This window comes from Tepidibacter formicigenes DSM 15518 (assembly GCF_900142235.1).
GTDB classification, from domain to species: domain Bacteria; phylum Bacillota; class Clostridia; order Peptostreptococcales; family Peptostreptococcaceae; genus Tepidibacter; species Tepidibacter formicigenes.
On sequence record NZ_FRAE01000020.1, the window covers coordinates 25,398 to 41,951 of the forward strand.

The following is a 16,554-nucleotide window of genomic DNA, read 5'->3' on the forward strand; positions in this document are numbered from 1 at the left end:
TTAAGTCATATATAATCTTATATATTCAAAATATATAAGATTATAAAATTCTACAAAACTATGTCATTTCATATATATTATATCATTTCAAATGAAAAATTTACATTCTAACCGATTATATTTATATTTTTTAATACTTTTTTACTATATCAAATAATATATTAGGTGGCATTTTTATACTTATTTTAATATTTTATTCTAAGTCCTTTTGGGTAATGATTTTTGAGTATTCCATTAGATTCTTTACCCCATCCAAGAGGAAACCCCTCTACTGTAACTAATACCCAACCTCTACTCTCACCTGTATTTAATATATTTCCTCTTAAATAATCCATTGCCTCTTTAGAGTCTAATTTTAAATTATGTACAAATTTCACGTCTTCTTTCTTTAAATAGTGAGATAATGCATGAGATGGTTCAAATCTATTTTTCTTTAAAGTTCCAAGATGTAGTCCACTCCTTAAAACTTTTATTCCTTTTAAGCTTGGATATTCATTTGGAGCTAAATATAAGTTATCTCCTTTTAATTCTAAATTACCTTCAATTTTTATATTTAAAAATTTTTTCTCAAATTCTTTAAAGTCTTTTATCTCATTTGTAAGCTTTTTGATTTTACTCATTTTAAGTTTACTTTCAACTTTAGAATTTTTTTTCATTTTAGCAACAAAATGACCTTCTCCTTTTACTTTATGAGGCCATAGTCTTTCCATATGTAAAAGAGCTATATCTTCATGTTTACTTAAAAAATTATTTATAACATCTTCATTTTCTTCTTTTGCAAAAGTGCAAGTAGAATATACAAGTATTCCTTCTGTATTTAGCATATTATAAGCTCTATCTAATAACTCTTCTTGTATACTCCTACATTCAAGTACTTTATCATATGTCCAATCTTTTATTGCACCTTCATCTTTTCTAAACATCCCCTCACCAGAACAAGGTGCATCTATAATTATTTTATCAAAATATCCTTTAAATATTTTTTCAAGTTCTCTAGCTGATGAATTAGTTATTATAACATTTTTAGCTCCAAATCTTTCTATGTTTTCTCCTAAAGCTTTTACTCTAATATTGTTTATTTCATTAGATACTAAAAGTCCACTTCCATTTAATTTTGAAGCTATATATGTAGATTTTCCACCAGGAGCTGCACAAATGTCTAGTACTTTATCACCTTCTTTTATATCTAAATTTGGAACTACAGCCATGGCAGAAGGCTCCTGAAGATAATAAACTCCAGCTTCATGAAGAGGATTTTTCCCTGGTCTTACTTCTTCATCATCATAGTAAAAACCTTCTTTACACCAAGAAATAGGGGTTAAATTAAATAACCCCATATTTAAAAAGTCTTCTACAGATATTTTTAAATTATTAATTCTAAGACCTGTAGTTTTTCTATCTTTATAGGATTTTAAAAAATCATCATATTCTTCACCTAAAATTTCCTTCATATCTTCTAAAAATTTTTGTGGCAAATTAATCAAAATTCTTCTCTCCTTTTGTTGTTGATTCTTCCAAATGTATCTCTTGAGTTCTTAGTATATTCATTCAATTTATCTAAATTAATCTTCCATAAGTATAACACATAAGGAATAAATAATACCATAAGTATAGGCATATTAGCAATTAAAATAAAATCAAATATGCCATGTAAAATTACAGGTACTATAAGAGATTTTCTTAAAAATTCTTTGCATTTTGACTCTTCTTGGACACAGTATTTAGCTAAAGAAAGATAATAACCCATTGTTACTCCAAATAGCATATGAGCAGGAACAGATAATATTCCTCTTCCTATTCCTATATAAGGATTTGAAGCAAATCTAAAAACAACATACATAACATTCTCTACTGTTGCAAACCCAAGAGATGAAAATGTACAATAAACTATACCATCTAGTTTTTCATTAAAATGATGACTTTTAAATGCACTTTTTAATACAACAAATCTTTTAAAATATTCTTCTGTAAACCCAGCTACTAAAAAAGCTGTATATAAAGGCCACATAATACCAGAAAACACATTAAATCTACTTAAAAATTTTTCAACAACTATAGTAGGAATTACTGATAAACATCCTAATATAAATACTTTAAGTAAAAGGTCAACTGGCTCTTTATCATACCTATCAGTAAGATATATACCAAATGCTAATGCTAGCCCTGGAGCTATAGCTATAAGTAAAAGTTTTAAATCCATAAAATAGCGCCCTCCTAAATATATAACTATTGTTATCATTTATAATTCCCAAAATCACTTAACAAAATATATTTTTTTTCATATTATATAATAGTTTAATTTAGGAGGGATAAAATGGAAATATATAGAGTTGTTAAAGGAGATAGCCTTTATGATATTTCAAAAAAATACAACATTTCTATAGATGAAATTATAAAGGCTAATGACCTTCCATATAATGATAAATTATCTGTTGGAATGAATCTTTTAATACCTTCAAAATCAACAGCATCTAATGAAGATTATTTTAATTACAAAGTGCAAGTTGGAGATTTTTTATATAAAATAGCTAAAAAATTTAAAGTAAATTATAAAGATATAATTGCTTTTAATAATTTAAAACCACCTTACGTAGTTTATCCTGGTCAAATTATTAAAATACCTAAAAAAAATAAAAAGAAATTAGTCTCAACTCTTCCTTTTTTTCAACCAGGAACTAAATATAAAAATTACTACGATTATATAAAAGAAATATCTCCACAACTTACTTATATGGCAATATTCGATATAAGAACAAATAAAGATGGTAATTTAATAAGTGAAATACCTGAAGAATTAACAAAGTTTATTCTAGATAATAATATAAGCCCACTTCCTGTAATAACTAATTTTGATGGAGAAAATTTTAATAAAGATTTAGCAAGAGAAGTACTCACTAATAATATGGACCTTTTAATTAAAAATATAGTAGATTTAACAGTAAAAGAAAACTATGGAGGAGTAATACTTGATTTTGAAAACCTATATCCAGAAGACAGAGATTTATTTAATACTTTTGTAAAAAAATTATCTGAAAAGCTTCATGAAAAAAACAAAGTACTTGGAATGGCTATAGCTCCTAAATGGGAAGATTGGTCTGATAGACCTTGGGTTGGATTTTTTGACTATGAAGAACTAGGAAAATACCTAGATATAGCATATCTTATGACCTATGAATGGGGATGGGTAGGAGGAGATCCTCAACCTATAGCTCCACTACCTAATATGAAAAGAGTAATAGATTATGCTCTAACTAAAATGCCAAGTGACATAATATATATGGGAATGAATCTTTATGGATATAACTGGCCTGTTTACAAATATAAACAAGAACCTGCTAAAACAGTAACTTTAAAAGATGCATATAAATTAGCTATAGATAACAATGCTCAAATTCTATGGAACAATAAATCTAAGACTCCTTATTTTAAATATATAGACGAAAAAGGAGACCTTCGTGAAGTTCACTTTGAAGATGCTTTAAGTCAGCTTTATAAGCATGAACTTGCAAAACAGCTTAATTTAGAAGGATTTGGTTACTGGGTGTTAAATACTAAAATTGCTCCTACTTGGTATATTCTAGATGAGTTATTTAAAGTTAAGAAGGTGATGCAATAATGACTGATGGTAGATTATTAGTTGAAGTTATAGATAAAAAAACTAAATCTCCAATACAAGATTGTAGAATTAATATATATACAAAGGATACTGATACACAAAAAACTATAGCAGAAAATTTACCTACTGATATATCAGGTCAAACACCTATAATAGAACTTCCTGCTCCAGACTTAAAATATTCACAAAAACCTTCTGAAGTGAAGCCATGGAGTGATTATGTAGTTGAAGTTATTAAAGATGGCTATATAGATGTTATTGTAGATGGAGTTCAAATACTTCCAACCGAACTTGCTATACAACAAATAGAGTTGGTTAAAATTGAAAACACAAGATTTATGAGGCAAGATACAATGGTAATAACAATAGGCCCAAATACATTATGGGGAAATTATCCTCCAAAAATTCCAGAATCGCCTAATAAGGTTATACCTCCACCAACAGGATTTGTAGTACTTGATTATCCTCAAGTTCCAGAATTTGTAATAGTCCACGATGGTGTTCCAGATGATTTTTCTGCTCCTAATTACTGGATAAGGTATAAAGATTATATAAAAAATGTAGCCTCATCAGAAATATACTCAACTTGGCCTATTAGCACTATTTATGCAAATGTATGTGCTATAGTATCATTTACATTAAACAGAGTATTTACTGAATGGTATAGAGGAAAAGGCAAAAACTTTACAATTACCTCTTCAACAGCATATGATCATAAATTTATTTTCGGAAGAAATATATATCAAAATATAAGTCGAGTCGTAGATGATATATTTAATTTATATTTCAAAAGACCATCTAGTAGAAGACAGCCTCTTCTTGCTCAATACTGCGACGGAGTACAGGTCCAGTGCCCTACTTGGATGACTCAATGGGGAAGTAAGTATCAAGGAGATTTAGGAAAATCTTATGATGAAATATTAAAATATTTTTATGGAGATGATATTGGATTTGACAAAGCACAAGTTGTATCTGGAGTACCTGTTTCATTTCCTGGATATACTTTAGGAATAGGCTCTAGTGGAAAACCTGTTAGAACAATTCAGCAACAATTAAATAGAATTGCTCAAAACTATCCAGCAATACCTAAAGTAAAAGTAGATGGAGTATATGGTAAAGGAACAGCTGATGCAGTTAAAAAATTCCAAGAAATATTTAGACTTCCTGTAACTGGAACAGTAGATTTTGCTACTTGGTATAGAATTTCTGACATATATGTAGCTGTAACTAAAATTGCAGAACTAAAATAAAAAAATTCGCTTCATGCTATCGCATGGCTCATGTCGCCAACGAGTCCTAACGGACTCCGTTGCTCAAAATAGTTGATACTTTTATTCAGTTACCAAAGTTATCAACAGTTTAAAAAATTTATAGTTTCCTATACAATAAAAAAATAGGAGAAGGGTTTAGTTTTATACCCTTACTCCTATTTTTCATATATTTTCATCTTTAACCTGTCTAGAATAATTCCAATTAAATACAGATCTTATTTTTTCAAATGCTCTCCTTAAATTAAGAATTCCATATCCCCAAGATATATTAGGATATGTATCTCCTTCTCTCATATTAGTTCCTCTTATTAGGTAGGTTTTAACTTTTTGACTATAAAGCCTTGGATCATTTTCCTCTACAATTCCCCACTGTAAAAGTAGTGCTACTGCTCCCGCAGCATGAGCACCAGAAGCACTTGTTCCTGTTAAGCTTCCATATCCACCGCCTGGAACAGTAGTCGTTATATTAACTCCAGGTGCTACTAAATCTGGTTTTATCCTATCATCTCTAGTTGGTCCTCTTGATGATGCTCTATATAAGCTATTGTCTTTATGATTATATGCTCCTACAGTTATTATTGCTTCTGCAGTGGCTGGAGTAACTATAGTTCCGTAAGGATCTGCCTTTAAGAATTCAGTTCCTTGTGATAGCAATACTTTATTAGGTAAATACATATCATATTTACCATCTACAATATAATCTCCATATAATCTTATAATCCAAGTTCCAGGTTTTATATTGCTAAAGGAAATATATATAAACTCATCTCCTGTAAGCTCATCTGGAAATTTATATATAACATTTGTTTCTACACCTTCCATTGTAAACTTTACAAGTTCTGTTTCACTAAGTTTTGCAGGTATTTTTTCTATAGCATCTCCTGTTGGAGAAACAAAGCCTAAAGATATCCTATCTGGCTTTCTACCCCAAATATAAACATCTAAATCTCCTTGATTTTCTCCAACTCTAAGTTCTACTTCTTGAACTTCCCCAGTATTATTAAATTTTCCACTATAATGAGTCTTTGTATCTCCTTCATTTCCAGCACCTGCTACAGCTATAATTCCTCTATTTCTAGTTAATTCATATATATAATTTTCTATCATAGATTTACCATCATGACTTCCTTCATTTGTTCCTAAAGATATATTTATAACCAGTGGCATTTTAAGCTCTAATGCTTTTTCATATGCATATTTAATTCCAAGCATTAAATCAGCAGAATTATAATACCCTTCATCATCTCTTAATTTTACAACTACAAACTCACTATCAGGAGCAACTCCTACATATTTTTCATCTGCTCTTCCTCTTGATCCTATTATTCCTGCAACCCTTGTTCCATGGCCAGTTTCATCCTTTGTCTCTAATTTTTCACCAGTTTTAATTGCTTCATTTATTTCTTCTCTTGTATATTCTCTTCCAGATATAAATCCTTCTGGTGGGTTTCCCTCTAAAGTTTGATCCCAAATACTTACTATTTTAGAAGTATCATCTTCATATATAAAATCAGGATGAGAATAATCTATTCCCGAATCAATTATAGCTACCAAAACCCCCCTTCCCGTTAGAGGGATGTATGGATGATTGTGAAAAAATTTAGCCCCAATTTCTTCTACACTAGTGTCTATAAGTGGTACCATTTTATAAGGTTTTTTTATGCAAACTATATTATCTATTTCTTCTACTAGTATTTCTACATTAAAATCATCTGGTACATATATTACTGCATATCTATCATCTATCATTTGAACTTTTTCTATTCCCATTTGACCTAATTCTTCTTTTATATCCCCTTGATATTCTATTACATATTCCTTCAAATTATTATCTTCCTTTCTATATAAATCTCTAAAATTAGCCAGATTAATATTTTTTAAATTTAGCTTTCCATAACCCCAAATTGAATCTGGATATTTTAAAAATTCCTTATCTCTTACTGCATTTTTTAAAAGAAGTGCTTTTATTCTATCACCATATAAAAATGGGTCATTTTTATCTACTATTCCCCACTCCATCAAAAGCGCTAAGCTTCCAGTTACATGAGGAGCTGCCATACTAGTTCCAGAAAGTGCTCCAACTCCTCCCCCTGGAATACTTGATACTATTTCTTCTCCAGGAGCTACTATATCTGGTTTTACAACCTTTCTATCTATATCTCCTCTTCCTGAAAATACAGAAGAAGTACCTTTATTATAATCATAGCTTCCTACCGAAATAACTCTTTTAGAAGTTGCTGGAGTAGTTATTGTAAGGTTTAAATTTGAATCTAAAAATTTTGTATCTCTACTTAACTTTTCAGATATAGGTAAATATATATCTACATCTCCTTCAACTATCTCCTTTGCATCTAAAGTTATTTTCCATATACCTTCTTGTATATAAGGATTACCTTTTAATTCAATTACTGCTTTTTCTCTTAGTGTATATGGAGTAGCTGAAACAAAAAATGCTCTCATATTTGTGTTGCCAAGTATCATATTTATTTCTCCAGTATTTTTATCAATACTAGGGCTAGATACGCCTGAAGGATTTTGAATTGAAAAACTAAAATCATCAGAGAATTTTTTCCAAATTTCAATTCTTAAATTTCTTTCTCCTGATCCTACAGAAAACTCAATAGGCTTTAACATATTATCTTGAAGCTTTACATACTTATGATGAGATTTATCTCCTTCATTTCCAGATGCAACAACTATAGATGTTTTCCATCTTAAAGCCATTTCATCTAAATACTCTTCAAATAATGAAGTTCCGTCATGAGGTCCTTCATTAGTACCATAACTTATATTTATAACTACAGGCCTTCCTAAACTTTCTGCTTTATCTATTATGTATTTTACAGCTCTCATAAACTCAGTAGTTCTTGCAAAAGACTCTATACCTTTAGTCCCTACTTTAACAGCTATAATATCAGAATTTGGAGCAATAGTTGATGCAATACCTGACACATGTGTGCCATGGCCTATCTGATCAAAAAAAGGAATATCTTCTCCTTTTAATGCATTATTAATATCTTCACTAGTATATTCATATCCACTTGTAAAACCCTCTGGAGGATTTCCTTCTCTTGTTTGATCCCATATACTTATTATTTTAGATGTACCATCTTCCTTTATAAAAAATGGATGCTTATAATCTATACCAGAATCAATAATTCCAAGAATCACTCCATCTCCAGTAAGTCCCGTTTTATCTTTAAAAGAATCAACTCCACTAGCTTCAAAACTTGTAAGGCTTGGTCCTAATATAAATGGTCTTTCTATATACTCTATTTCTTCATAATCAAGAAGTTTATTTACATCACTTTCTTCTTTTAAAGTAATTATTGCAAATCTTTCATTCAATACTTCAACTTCTACACCCATTTCTTCTTTTAATTTATCTAGACTTCCATGGTATTTTACAATAACCTCAAAATTCAATTTATCACCCCCTTTATAATTCTATGTATTAAAAGCTTTTAAATTTATTATTTTAGGATATAAATATATATATTTATAAATAAAAAAGTAGCTACTAATTAAAAATGTGAAATATATGTATATTAAATTTAAGGTTTGACAATAATTTATATATATGGTATTATGAATTAGTAACAATGTTACAGAATATAATTTTTTTGGAGGATTTTTTAAATGAAAACAGGAATAGTTAAATGGTTCAACAGCGAAAAAGGATTTGGATTTATCACTGTAGATGGTGGAGATGATGTATTCGTACATTTCTCAGCAATCCAAGGAGAAGGATTTAAATCATTAGAAGAAGGTCAAAAGGTTGAATTCGAAGTAACTGAAGGACCTAAAGGACCTCAAGCTGCTAACGTAGTTAAATTATAATCGATAGTTATATATTGTTAATATATATATTGATTTTTACAAAGGCACTAGATTTTTCTAGTGCCTTTTGTGATTTCAAAAATAATAAGAAATAAAAAACAGTCACTTAATTTAAACTAAGTGACTGTCCCTTTATTAGTTTATTTTATTTGTACTTGCATCTATAACGGCTTTAGCTATATTCGAAGCATGATCTCCTATTCTTTCCATATTACTAATTAAATCTAAGTAAATTATCCCTGACTCAGTATTACATATATTATTGTTTAATCTATATATATGATTTTTTCTATATGATTTTTCCATTTCATCTATTTGCTCTTCTAATTTTATTACATTGAATGCTAGATTTCTATCTCCATTTTTCATAGCTTTTAATGAATATTTATATGCATTCATAACTTTATCAAACATTACTTTTAAATCTTCTAATGCACTATCTGAAAACGGTAAATCTTTTTCTATAACCTCCATAGCAAGTTCTGCTATATTATCCGCATGGTCTCCTACTCTTTCTATATCATTTATAGTATGAAATAGCCCATCTACTATTTCTCTATTTCCAACAGATACAGATTTATTTGATAATTTTATAATATACTCCATTATTGCTTTTTCTAAATCATTTACTATTCTTTCTTTTTCAAATGTTTCATATACACTCTTCTTAGACTTATTAAAGAAACCATTCATTGCGCTCTCAAATGATTCTCCAGCTTTTTTACCCATTCTTAAGCTTTCTCTTATTGTATTAGCAACAGCAATTGATGGAGTTTCAAGTATTCTTTCATCTATATACTTTGTTAGTTTATGTTCTACTACTTCATCATCTTTTTCTGGTATTATTGTCATAGCTATTTTAACTAAAAGCATAGCAAACGGGAATTGAATAATAACATTTATAATATTAAAAAATGTATGAGCATTTGCTATCTGTCTTGTAACATCTACTGGATTAAGTTTTGTTACCAAACTTGTTATTGGATTAGTTAATACAAACGCAAATAAAGTAGTTCCTATAATATTGAATGTTAAGTGCATAATAGCTGCTCTTTTAGCATTCTTACTTGCACCTATACTTGAAAGCAGTGCCGTAACACAAGTTCCAATATTTTCTCCATAAAGAATTGGAAGTGCAGATGATAAAGGCATTAAACCTTCAGACGCAAGTGCTAAAAGTATACCCATAGATGCACTAGAACTTTGAACTATTACTGTTAAACCAAATCCCATTAAAATTCCTAAGAAAGGATTATGCCCAAAGCTAACCAACATATTTGTAAATGCTGGAACTTCCCTCAAAGGCTTAACAGCATGTTTCATAAAATCCATACCTATAAATAATATACCAAATCCTATTAATATCTCAGCAATTTGTTTGTTTTTTTCTTTGGAAGAAAATAAGTATATTATCATACCTATCCCTACAGCTACTGGAGCCATATCCGTTAGTTTAAAAGATACAAGCTGTGCCGTAACTGTAGTTCCAATATTTGCTCCCATTATAACTCCAACTGCTTGAGTTAATTTCATAATACCTGCGTTTACGAATCCAACCACCATAACTGTAGTTGCACTACTACTTTGAATAATAGCTGTAACAAGTGTTCCAACTAGAACTCCCATAAATCTATTACTAGTTAAAAGTTCAATTGTCTTTTTAAGCTTTTCTCCAGCTGCCTTTTGCAGCCCAGATCCCATTAAGTTCATTCCATACAAAAATAATCCAAGGCCACCTATAATTCCTAATGCTATTTTAATAGCCATGTTATGTAATCCTCCTTGTTTTTTTTAGTTAGTAATATTAAAATTCCGACATTTTTAATATTATCAAAATATACTATCCTAAATGTTAAGTTTAGGTTAAAAATAAGTTAAGAATGAGTAAAAAAAATTATCAATAAGTTAAGTTAAAGCCAAAAATGGTTAAATTTAGGTTAAGAATATAGTTAGCTTTAATATTATTTGTATATAGCCAAAGAATATGTATTTAACTCAACCAAACAAAAGTAGGAGTTCTTTAATTATAATTAAAGAACTCCTACTTTTGTTTGGTTGAGTTAAATTATTTTTTCTATGCTATTTCTTCTTCAAAAAAGTCATCATCTACGTGTTCAATTGTAAATCCTGTATATCCATATATTATAGCAATTAATGGGTTTATTAAATTTAAAAATGCATATGGAAGATAAGCAAAAGGATGAACTCCTAATGTAGTCCACATATAAGCTCCACATGTATTCCAAGGAATTAATGGTGAAGTTAATGTTCCTGCATCTTCTAATGTTCTAGATAAATTCTTAGGATGAAGTTTTCTTTTTCTATAAGAATTTTTATACATTCTACCTGGAACTACTATTGAAAGATACTGATCTCCTGTAACTAAGTTTGTAAATAAGCTTGATAGTATAGTAATTAATATTAACGAACCTGTTCCTTTAGCAAGCTTTAGTATACTTTCTGCTATAGCTTCAAGCATTCCTGTATTTTCTAATATTCCTCCAAAAGTAAGAGCACATATTATAAGCGATACCGTCCACATCATACTATCAAGTCCACCACGTGTTAATAAATCGTCAACTATTTGTATTCCTGTATTAGATGTAAATCCATAGTGTGCTGAATTTATAATACTTTCTAAACTTGCATTTTGAAAAATAACTGCAAATACTCCCCCTAAAACACTTCCTCCTATAAGCCCTGGTATAGCTGGTACCTTAAATATTACTAATGCTATAATTAGTAAAGGTGGTAATAATAAAAATAAATTTATATTAAAATTATTGTTTAATGTATTAAGTATTAAGTTTATTGAATCTGTATTTACATTTCCACCTGAATACTTAATTCCAATTATTCCATATAAAATTAAAGCTATTATAAAAGATGGTCCTGTTGTATATAGCATATGCTTTACATGATCAAATAAATTTGTTCCTGCCATGGCTGGTGCAAGATTGGTAGTGTCAGATAAAGGTGACATTTTATCTCCAAAATAAGCACCAGATATTATAGCTCCTGCGACCATATAATCAGGTATTCCAAGTCCTTTTCCAACTCCTAAAAGAGCAATCCCTACCGTTCCTGCTGTTGTCCAAGAAGAACCTGTAGATAGTGCTACTACTGCACAAATTATAGCTGTTGCAACTAAAAATATTGACGGAGAAAGTAATTCTAGACCATAATATATCATAGTAGGAACTACTCCACTTAAAATCCAAGTTCCTATTATAGTACCTATTATCATTAATATTAAAATAGCCTGCATTCCCATGTTAATACTTTTTAATATACCCTTTTCTATTTCACACCAAGTATATCCTGAGTAAATAGCAACTAAAGCCGCTATAACAGATGCTCCTATTAATGGTATATGAGGAGATGCTTCATATTTAAATACTGCTATAGATAAAAATAACACTAAAGCTGCTATAGGTATAAGTGAAATACCTAGTGTAATATTCTTTTTTTCTTTCATCAAAATCCCCCTTATTTTAGAAATACATAATTTACATTCTGCCTATTAAAGTTTCAGCTTAACTTTGAATATAAACAAAAAAGCATCTAAGAGTACTCCTAGATGCCTAAAATATACCAATAGACACTATAACCTCTTTCTTTAGATAGCTCACCACTTAAATATATTTAAGTGGTCGTTTTACACCTCTTCGATATAAAACCAGCATATATCTATGGCAAAAGATTATACACTTCGGCGGTCTTCCTTTCATTTAAATTCATAGGTCTGCCTGCCTCATTTAAACTACTCATAATCCCCGCTCCTCTACCTCATTAACTTAGAAATGAAACTTTGTTAAATTTTAAATATATATTTATTATATATTAATTAATACAATTTTGTCAATATTTGACGATTTTGTGGAATATTTAAAATCTTATTAAGAGTCAGTATATTTTTATATTTTCATCTTGTTTAATAAATAATATTACTAGGTATAAATATAATTAAAACCTAGTCCATATCTATATAGCCTTTATCTATTTCAGACTCACTTTGAACTATTGATGTTAGTATAATATTGTAGACACATTAAGCCGAACGCATTAAAATATATATTAGGAAAAGGATGTGTTTACAATGGCTAAAGGACAAAAGAGATATACTCAAGAATTTAAGAATACAATAGTAGAACTTTATAACTCTGGGAAGAGTCTTGCAGAGTTAAGTGACGAATATGCCCTTTCAAAATCAACTATCAGTGGATGAATTAAAAAGACTAAATACGTTGGTTTTGCGTTTTTAGTCTTATCCTGTTCTTAAGTGATTTCTAATGAGAAGTGAGCCTTGGCTTTCTCAATACAAAAAAAATTCTTATACTATATAAATGCAATATAATCTACTATAAATACTATCTAATTACTTACACTATATCTATATTTTAAAACATAATATATATGGTATAACTCTATATAAGATAAAAAGCCTTTTTTCGAAATTATATGATATAAAAGAAAATATCACAGCACAAAACCATATATTTCCCGAGAAATAATTATTATATAAAAAAGTCTTTACTCTAAAGATTTTACAATGTAGACTTTTTTGAAACTCATAACGGAATTTATATTTATCCACAATTTAAATAGGAATATAATTTCCTATTCGTTATAAAAAACTTATACAAAATAATTTATTATAAAAACTCATTTATTTTAGTTTTTAAGTGTTTTTTAGGACTTTAGATAAAAATCATCCAATTGAAATAGCTTATACAAGATAAATATTTACTCTTAGGAGTATGTTATTTTAGACCCTAAAGAAAAAAGTCCATGGCCGACCTTAAAGTTTGACCTAATAGTTCCATGGTCTTTTGACCCTATTTTTTCAATTAAAAAGTCTAAGTTCTGCTCTTTCAGATCTTAGACTTATCCTTTTTTACTCCGTCATCAATTTGATGTCGGAAGTATTTAATTTTTCTACCACCTTGCTTTATATCCTCTTACATTCATATACATAATCATCTAGTGCTGTATCCTTTACATTATTTATTATTTCATTTTTCTTTTCTTCTCCTACTTCATAGCTTATTCTTACAGATGTTGAAACTGGTATTGCAACTGCCATAATAACGCCTCCTTTAAAATTATTTTCGTAGGCCTACAATGTCAGTTTAGCATTATTATTTAAGTTGCATAATTCTTCTTCTTTAAAATCTTCTAATATAAATTCTTTATCTATTAATATTACGTTTTCTTCTTTTATTAAATTTACCCAATCTTTTTTTACAAAGCTTCTTAGAAATTCTATAAATGTTTGTTTACTTTTTGCCAATCTGTTATTCTCCAACCATCTATAGGATCTTGAATTCCTTTTTCAATATTTAATAGAGAATCATCTATTTTCCAATACTTTGGATTGCAAAAAAAGTCCAATAACCTGTAGGTTGTATTTTCATTTATCTACCTCTTCTTTTAGACTTCATATTCTATTTAAACTTTACATATATTACAAATTAAATTATAACATCAAAATGAATTCTTTTACAATTTTATCCAAAGCCAATCTCAAACTATATTACTAAAAAAGCCTAAAGCACCCCTATATCTTTACCTTAAAGTAAGCTTTAGTCTTTCGTTATTTAATATTTTTAAATAGAAAAAGCAAGTAAAGGTGCTTTTCCTTTTCTTGCTTTTATTCTTAATTCCTATCCTCTAATATCAACCTCAGGTATCCAATTTTTTATAAAATTAAATGCCATGGCATAAAAAAGAGGTAGCCCAATTAAGAACTATCTCTTTTGCTATGAAATAATATGGAATAAAATACTTAAGTCGAATCACCTAATATAATTCTATGTAGTTTTAGCTGAATTATTCTTTAAATAAACATAAGATAATAAATGGAATAATGTTGTGATATAATTAAGCATATATTTAGAATTAAGCTGATGTTCAATAAATGAAAGGATTGGTGTAATTAATGCAAAAAATAACTATTTTAAGAGTAACATTTTTTATAGTTATAATAAATTTATTTTCTTTCATATGCTATATTATTGAAGTATACCATCCAAGTACTATAAAAATGCCTCAATTTATATTTAATTGTATTTTTATATATATGCTTTTTTCTATTATACCTACCATTATTAATTTAATTATACTAATTAAATTGTTCAAAAAATTTTTCACGTCTTTTAACCTTTCTAAAAAAACATTATGGATAAATTTATCTCTCCATATATTTTATTTAACTATATATATATTTAATTTGATACCAGTTCTTTTAATTTTTCTTGCTCCATTAATAAAACCTGGTATGAATTATAAAATGTACCCTATAGAGTAGACAATGAAAAAAAACTACTCTATAGGGTATTTTGTATATAATTAAATAAAAAACATTAGGAGTATGGTCATGAGTAAAAAAACATTCACAAGCGAAGTAAAGAAAATATATTAAAAGCATTTAATTTCAAAGGTCGTAAAAAAGGTGCTAGACAAATAAAAATGGTACTAGAAAGTGAATATGGAATAAAATACAATTTAAAAAGAATTAGAAGAATCATGAAAAAATACAATATAGTTTGCCCAATAAGAAAAACTAACGCTTATAGAAAAATGATGAAGGCTACAAAAGAACACAAAGTGTTGCCTAATTTACTTAAAATGAGAATTTAAAAATTATAACTGTGGATGAATTTAATAAAATAGTGGATAGATTTCCTTTTGGAAGTAGTTTTTATATACCCTTACAAATTGCTTTTAATACAGGAATGAGAGATTCAGAAGTATGTGGACTTACTTGGGATTGCATAGATCTTGAAGAAGGCAAAATAAAAGTTGAAAAAATAATTCTAAAAAAAGCTATGCAGTGGTGCTTTGGAACACCAAAGACGACTAGTTCTCAAAGAGAAATATTAATAGGAAAAACATTAATTGATATACTTAAAAAACATAAAAAATATCAACTAGAGAATAGGCTAAAATATGGTGAATTCTACAGCAATAATTTATATAAATTTGAAGAAATTAATAAAAAATATAACAGTACCGATTTAGTTTGTACTAAAGAAAATGGAGAATTAGTATCTACTGATAGCTTAAAATATTTAAGTAGAGTTGTAAATTATGAACTTGGTATTAATTTTAATTTTCATTCTTTAAGACATACTCACGCTACTATTCTTTTAGAAGCTGATGCAAATATAAAGGATTTTCAAAAAAGATTAGGTCATAGTAAGTTAGCAACAACCATGGACACTTATTCTCATGTAACAGATAAAATGAATCAAGATAGTGTGAATATATTTGAAGGAGTTTTGAATAGTAAAATAAAATAATTCTTCCACCCACTTAAAACCGAGGGTGGAAGAATGGTGGAAAAATCATTTTATATCATTAATATTCCATTGAAAAATCAGTTATTTCCTAGTTAGTAGTACAACAGTTTCAACATGTGTTTTGATAGAACAACGATAGATTTCCTCGAAAAAAAGATTTACTCCCTTTTACCTCCCTACCACAAATTTGTTTTACTATTTTTTTAAAGTTACTGTTACCCCATAAGAATGTTCACCATCAAACTTACAAACAATAAATTTCAACTATCCTTGAAAAATATTCTTCTGATAAATAATATTAGTAATCATAAAATATGTTAAAGAACAAAATATCACTTCGTGATACTCTCAGATGAGTAGCAGAGCTACTCATCTGTATTTTTTGAAACTAATTCACCATTACATTTTGGACATATAAGTATAGGCATTTTTACTTCAAAATTCTCAATATCACAACCAGAAGCAAAAAAGTCATCTTCAATAAATTCATCAATAATAAACCTAGGTACATCTTCTTCAAATC

12 protein-coding genes, 1 pseudogene and 1 riboswitch are annotated in these 16,554 nt (G+C 28.5%); of the genes and pseudogenes, 6 read left to right on the top strand and 7 right to left on the bottom strand.

Translation table 11 applies throughout. The annotated features are described in order from the left end of the window. Positions 1–185: 185 nt before the first annotated feature. Positions 186–1,484: an RsmF rRNA methyltransferase first C-terminal domain-containing protein gene (locus BUA77_RS05625; protein ID WP_084605540.1), complete on the bottom strand. Its 1,299-nt coding sequence runs from the start codon at positions 1,482–1,484 to the stop codon at positions 186–188. Then, a complete protein-coding gene (locus tag BUA77_RS05630; protein ID WP_072888165.1) occupies positions 1,481–2,200 on the bottom strand; it encodes a PrsW family intramembrane metalloprotease in 720 nt (239 codons plus the stop codon). The genes BUA77_RS05625 and BUA77_RS05630 overlap by 4 nt, the downstream gene beginning before the upstream one ends. A 114-nt stretch (positions 2,201–2,314) precedes the next feature. Here BUA77_RS05630 and BUA77_RS05635 point away from each other — a divergent pair, with 114 nt between their 5' ends. Together BUA77_RS05635 and BUA77_RS05640 are read left to right on the top strand one after the other, a co-directional pair. Further along, a complete protein-coding gene (locus BUA77_RS05635; protein ID WP_072888167.1) occupies positions 2,315–3,616 on the top strand; it encodes a LysM peptidoglycan-binding domain-containing protein in 1,302 nt (433 codons plus the stop codon). Next, entirely contained in the window at positions 3,616–4,866 is a 1,251-nt protein-coding gene (locus BUA77_RS05640; protein WP_072888169.1) for a peptidoglycan-binding domain-containing protein, read from the top strand. The genes BUA77_RS05635 and BUA77_RS05640 overlap by 1 nt, the downstream gene beginning before the upstream one ends. Before the next feature lie 183 nt (positions 4,867–5,049). Here the strand turns inward: BUA77_RS05640 and BUA77_RS14530 are convergent, their stop codons facing one another. Then, entirely contained in the window at positions 5,050–8,313 is a 3,264-nt protein-coding gene (locus BUA77_RS14530) for a S8 family peptidase (protein ID WP_072888171.1), read from the bottom strand. Positions 8,314–8,526: 213 nt separating this feature from the next. On the opposite strand from BUA77_RS14530, the gene BUA77_RS05650 reads away from it, so the two are divergent. Then, positions 8,527–8,727, top strand: coding sequence for a cold-shock protein (locus BUA77_RS05650; RefSeq protein ID WP_072888173.1), 201 nt, complete (start codon positions 8,527–8,529; stop codon positions 8,725–8,727). Between the two features lie 135 nt (positions 8,728–8,862). On the opposite strand, the gene BUA77_RS05655 is transcribed toward BUA77_RS05650, so the two are convergent. Both BUA77_RS05655 and nhaC read right to left on the bottom strand, forming a co-directional pair. Next, positions 8,863–10,494: a Na/Pi cotransporter family protein gene (locus tag BUA77_RS05655; RefSeq protein WP_143151307.1), complete on the bottom strand. Its 1,632-nt coding sequence runs from the start codon at positions 10,492–10,494 to the stop codon at positions 8,863–8,865. A 307-nt stretch (positions 10,495–10,801) separates the two neighbouring features. Then, positions 10,802–12,205 carry a Na+/H+ antiporter NhaC gene (gene nhaC, locus BUA77_RS05660; RefSeq protein WP_072888175.1) on the bottom strand — a complete coding sequence of 468 codons (1,404 nt, stop codon included), beginning with the start codon at positions 12,203–12,205 and terminating at the stop codon, positions 10,802–10,804. A gap of 138 nt (positions 12,206–12,343) precedes the next feature. Beyond that, positions 12,344–12,522: riboswitch (Lysine riboswitch) on the bottom strand. Between the two features lie 304 nt (positions 12,523–12,826). Here nhaC and BUA77_RS13490 point away from each other — a divergent pair. Beyond that, complete coding sequence (locus BUA77_RS13490; protein WP_072888176.1) at positions 12,827–12,955, top strand: IS3 family transposase; 129 nt, start codon at positions 12,827–12,829, stop codon at positions 12,953–12,955. A 723-nt stretch (positions 12,956–13,678) separates the two neighbouring features. Here the strand turns inward: BUA77_RS13490 and BUA77_RS14165 are convergent. Then, positions 13,679–13,813 (bottom strand): DUF1659 domain-containing protein, encoded by a 135-nt coding sequence (locus BUA77_RS14165; protein WP_200773929.1) that lies wholly within the window; start codon positions 13,811–13,813, stop codon positions 13,679–13,681. 33 nt (positions 13,814–13,846) lie between these two features. After that, complete coding sequence (locus BUA77_RS05670; RefSeq protein WP_330390026.1) at positions 13,847–14,020, bottom strand: hypothetical protein; 174 nt, start codon at positions 14,018–14,020, stop codon at positions 13,847–13,849. Positions 14,021–15,135: 1,115 nt separating this feature from the next. On the opposite strand from BUA77_RS05670, the pseudogene BUA77_RS05680 reads away from it, so the two are divergent. Next, positions 15,136–15,354: pseudogene (locus BUA77_RS05680) on the top strand (IS3 family transposase); the annotation flags it as partial. Positions 15,355–15,380: 26 nt separating this feature from the next. Next, positions 15,381–16,031, top strand: coding sequence for a site-specific integrase (locus BUA77_RS05685; protein ID WP_072888179.1), 651 nt, complete (start codon positions 15,381–15,383; stop codon positions 16,029–16,031). Positions 16,032–16,554 lie beyond the last annotated feature (523 nt).

What these genes read in the sequence shown, in the direction of transcription:
- BUA77_RS05650 (WP_072888173.1), top strand. Translation starts at nt 8,527, where the DNA reads ATGAAAACAGGAATAGTTAAATGGTTCAACAGCGAAAAAGGATTTGGA.
- BUA77_RS13490 (WP_072888176.1), top strand. Translation starts at nt 12,827, where the DNA reads ATGGCTAAAGGACAAAAGAGATATACTCAAGAATTTAAGAATACAATA.
- BUA77_RS05635 (WP_072888167.1), top strand. Translation starts at nt 2,315, where the DNA reads ATGGAAATATATAGAGTTGTTAAAGGAGATAGCCTTTATGATATTTCA.
- BUA77_RS05655 (WP_143151307.1), bottom strand. Translation starts at nt 10,494, where the DNA reads ATGGCTATTAAAATAGCATTAGGAATTATAGGTGGCCTTGGATTATTT.
- nhaC (WP_072888175.1), bottom strand. Translation starts at nt 12,205, where the DNA reads ATGAAAGAAAAAAAGAATATTACACTAGGTATTTCACTTATACCTATA.
- BUA77_RS14165 (WP_200773929.1), bottom strand. Translation starts at nt 13,813, where the DNA reads ATGGCAGTTGCAATACCAGTTTCAACATCTGTAAGAATAAGCTATGAA.
- BUA77_RS05640 (WP_072888169.1), top strand. Translation starts at nt 3,616, where the DNA reads ATGACTGATGGTAGATTATTAGTTGAAGTTATAGATAAAAAAACTAAA.
- BUA77_RS05630 (WP_072888165.1), bottom strand. Translation starts at nt 2,200, where the DNA reads ATGGATTTAAAACTTTTACTTATAGCTATAGCTCCAGGGCTAGCATTA.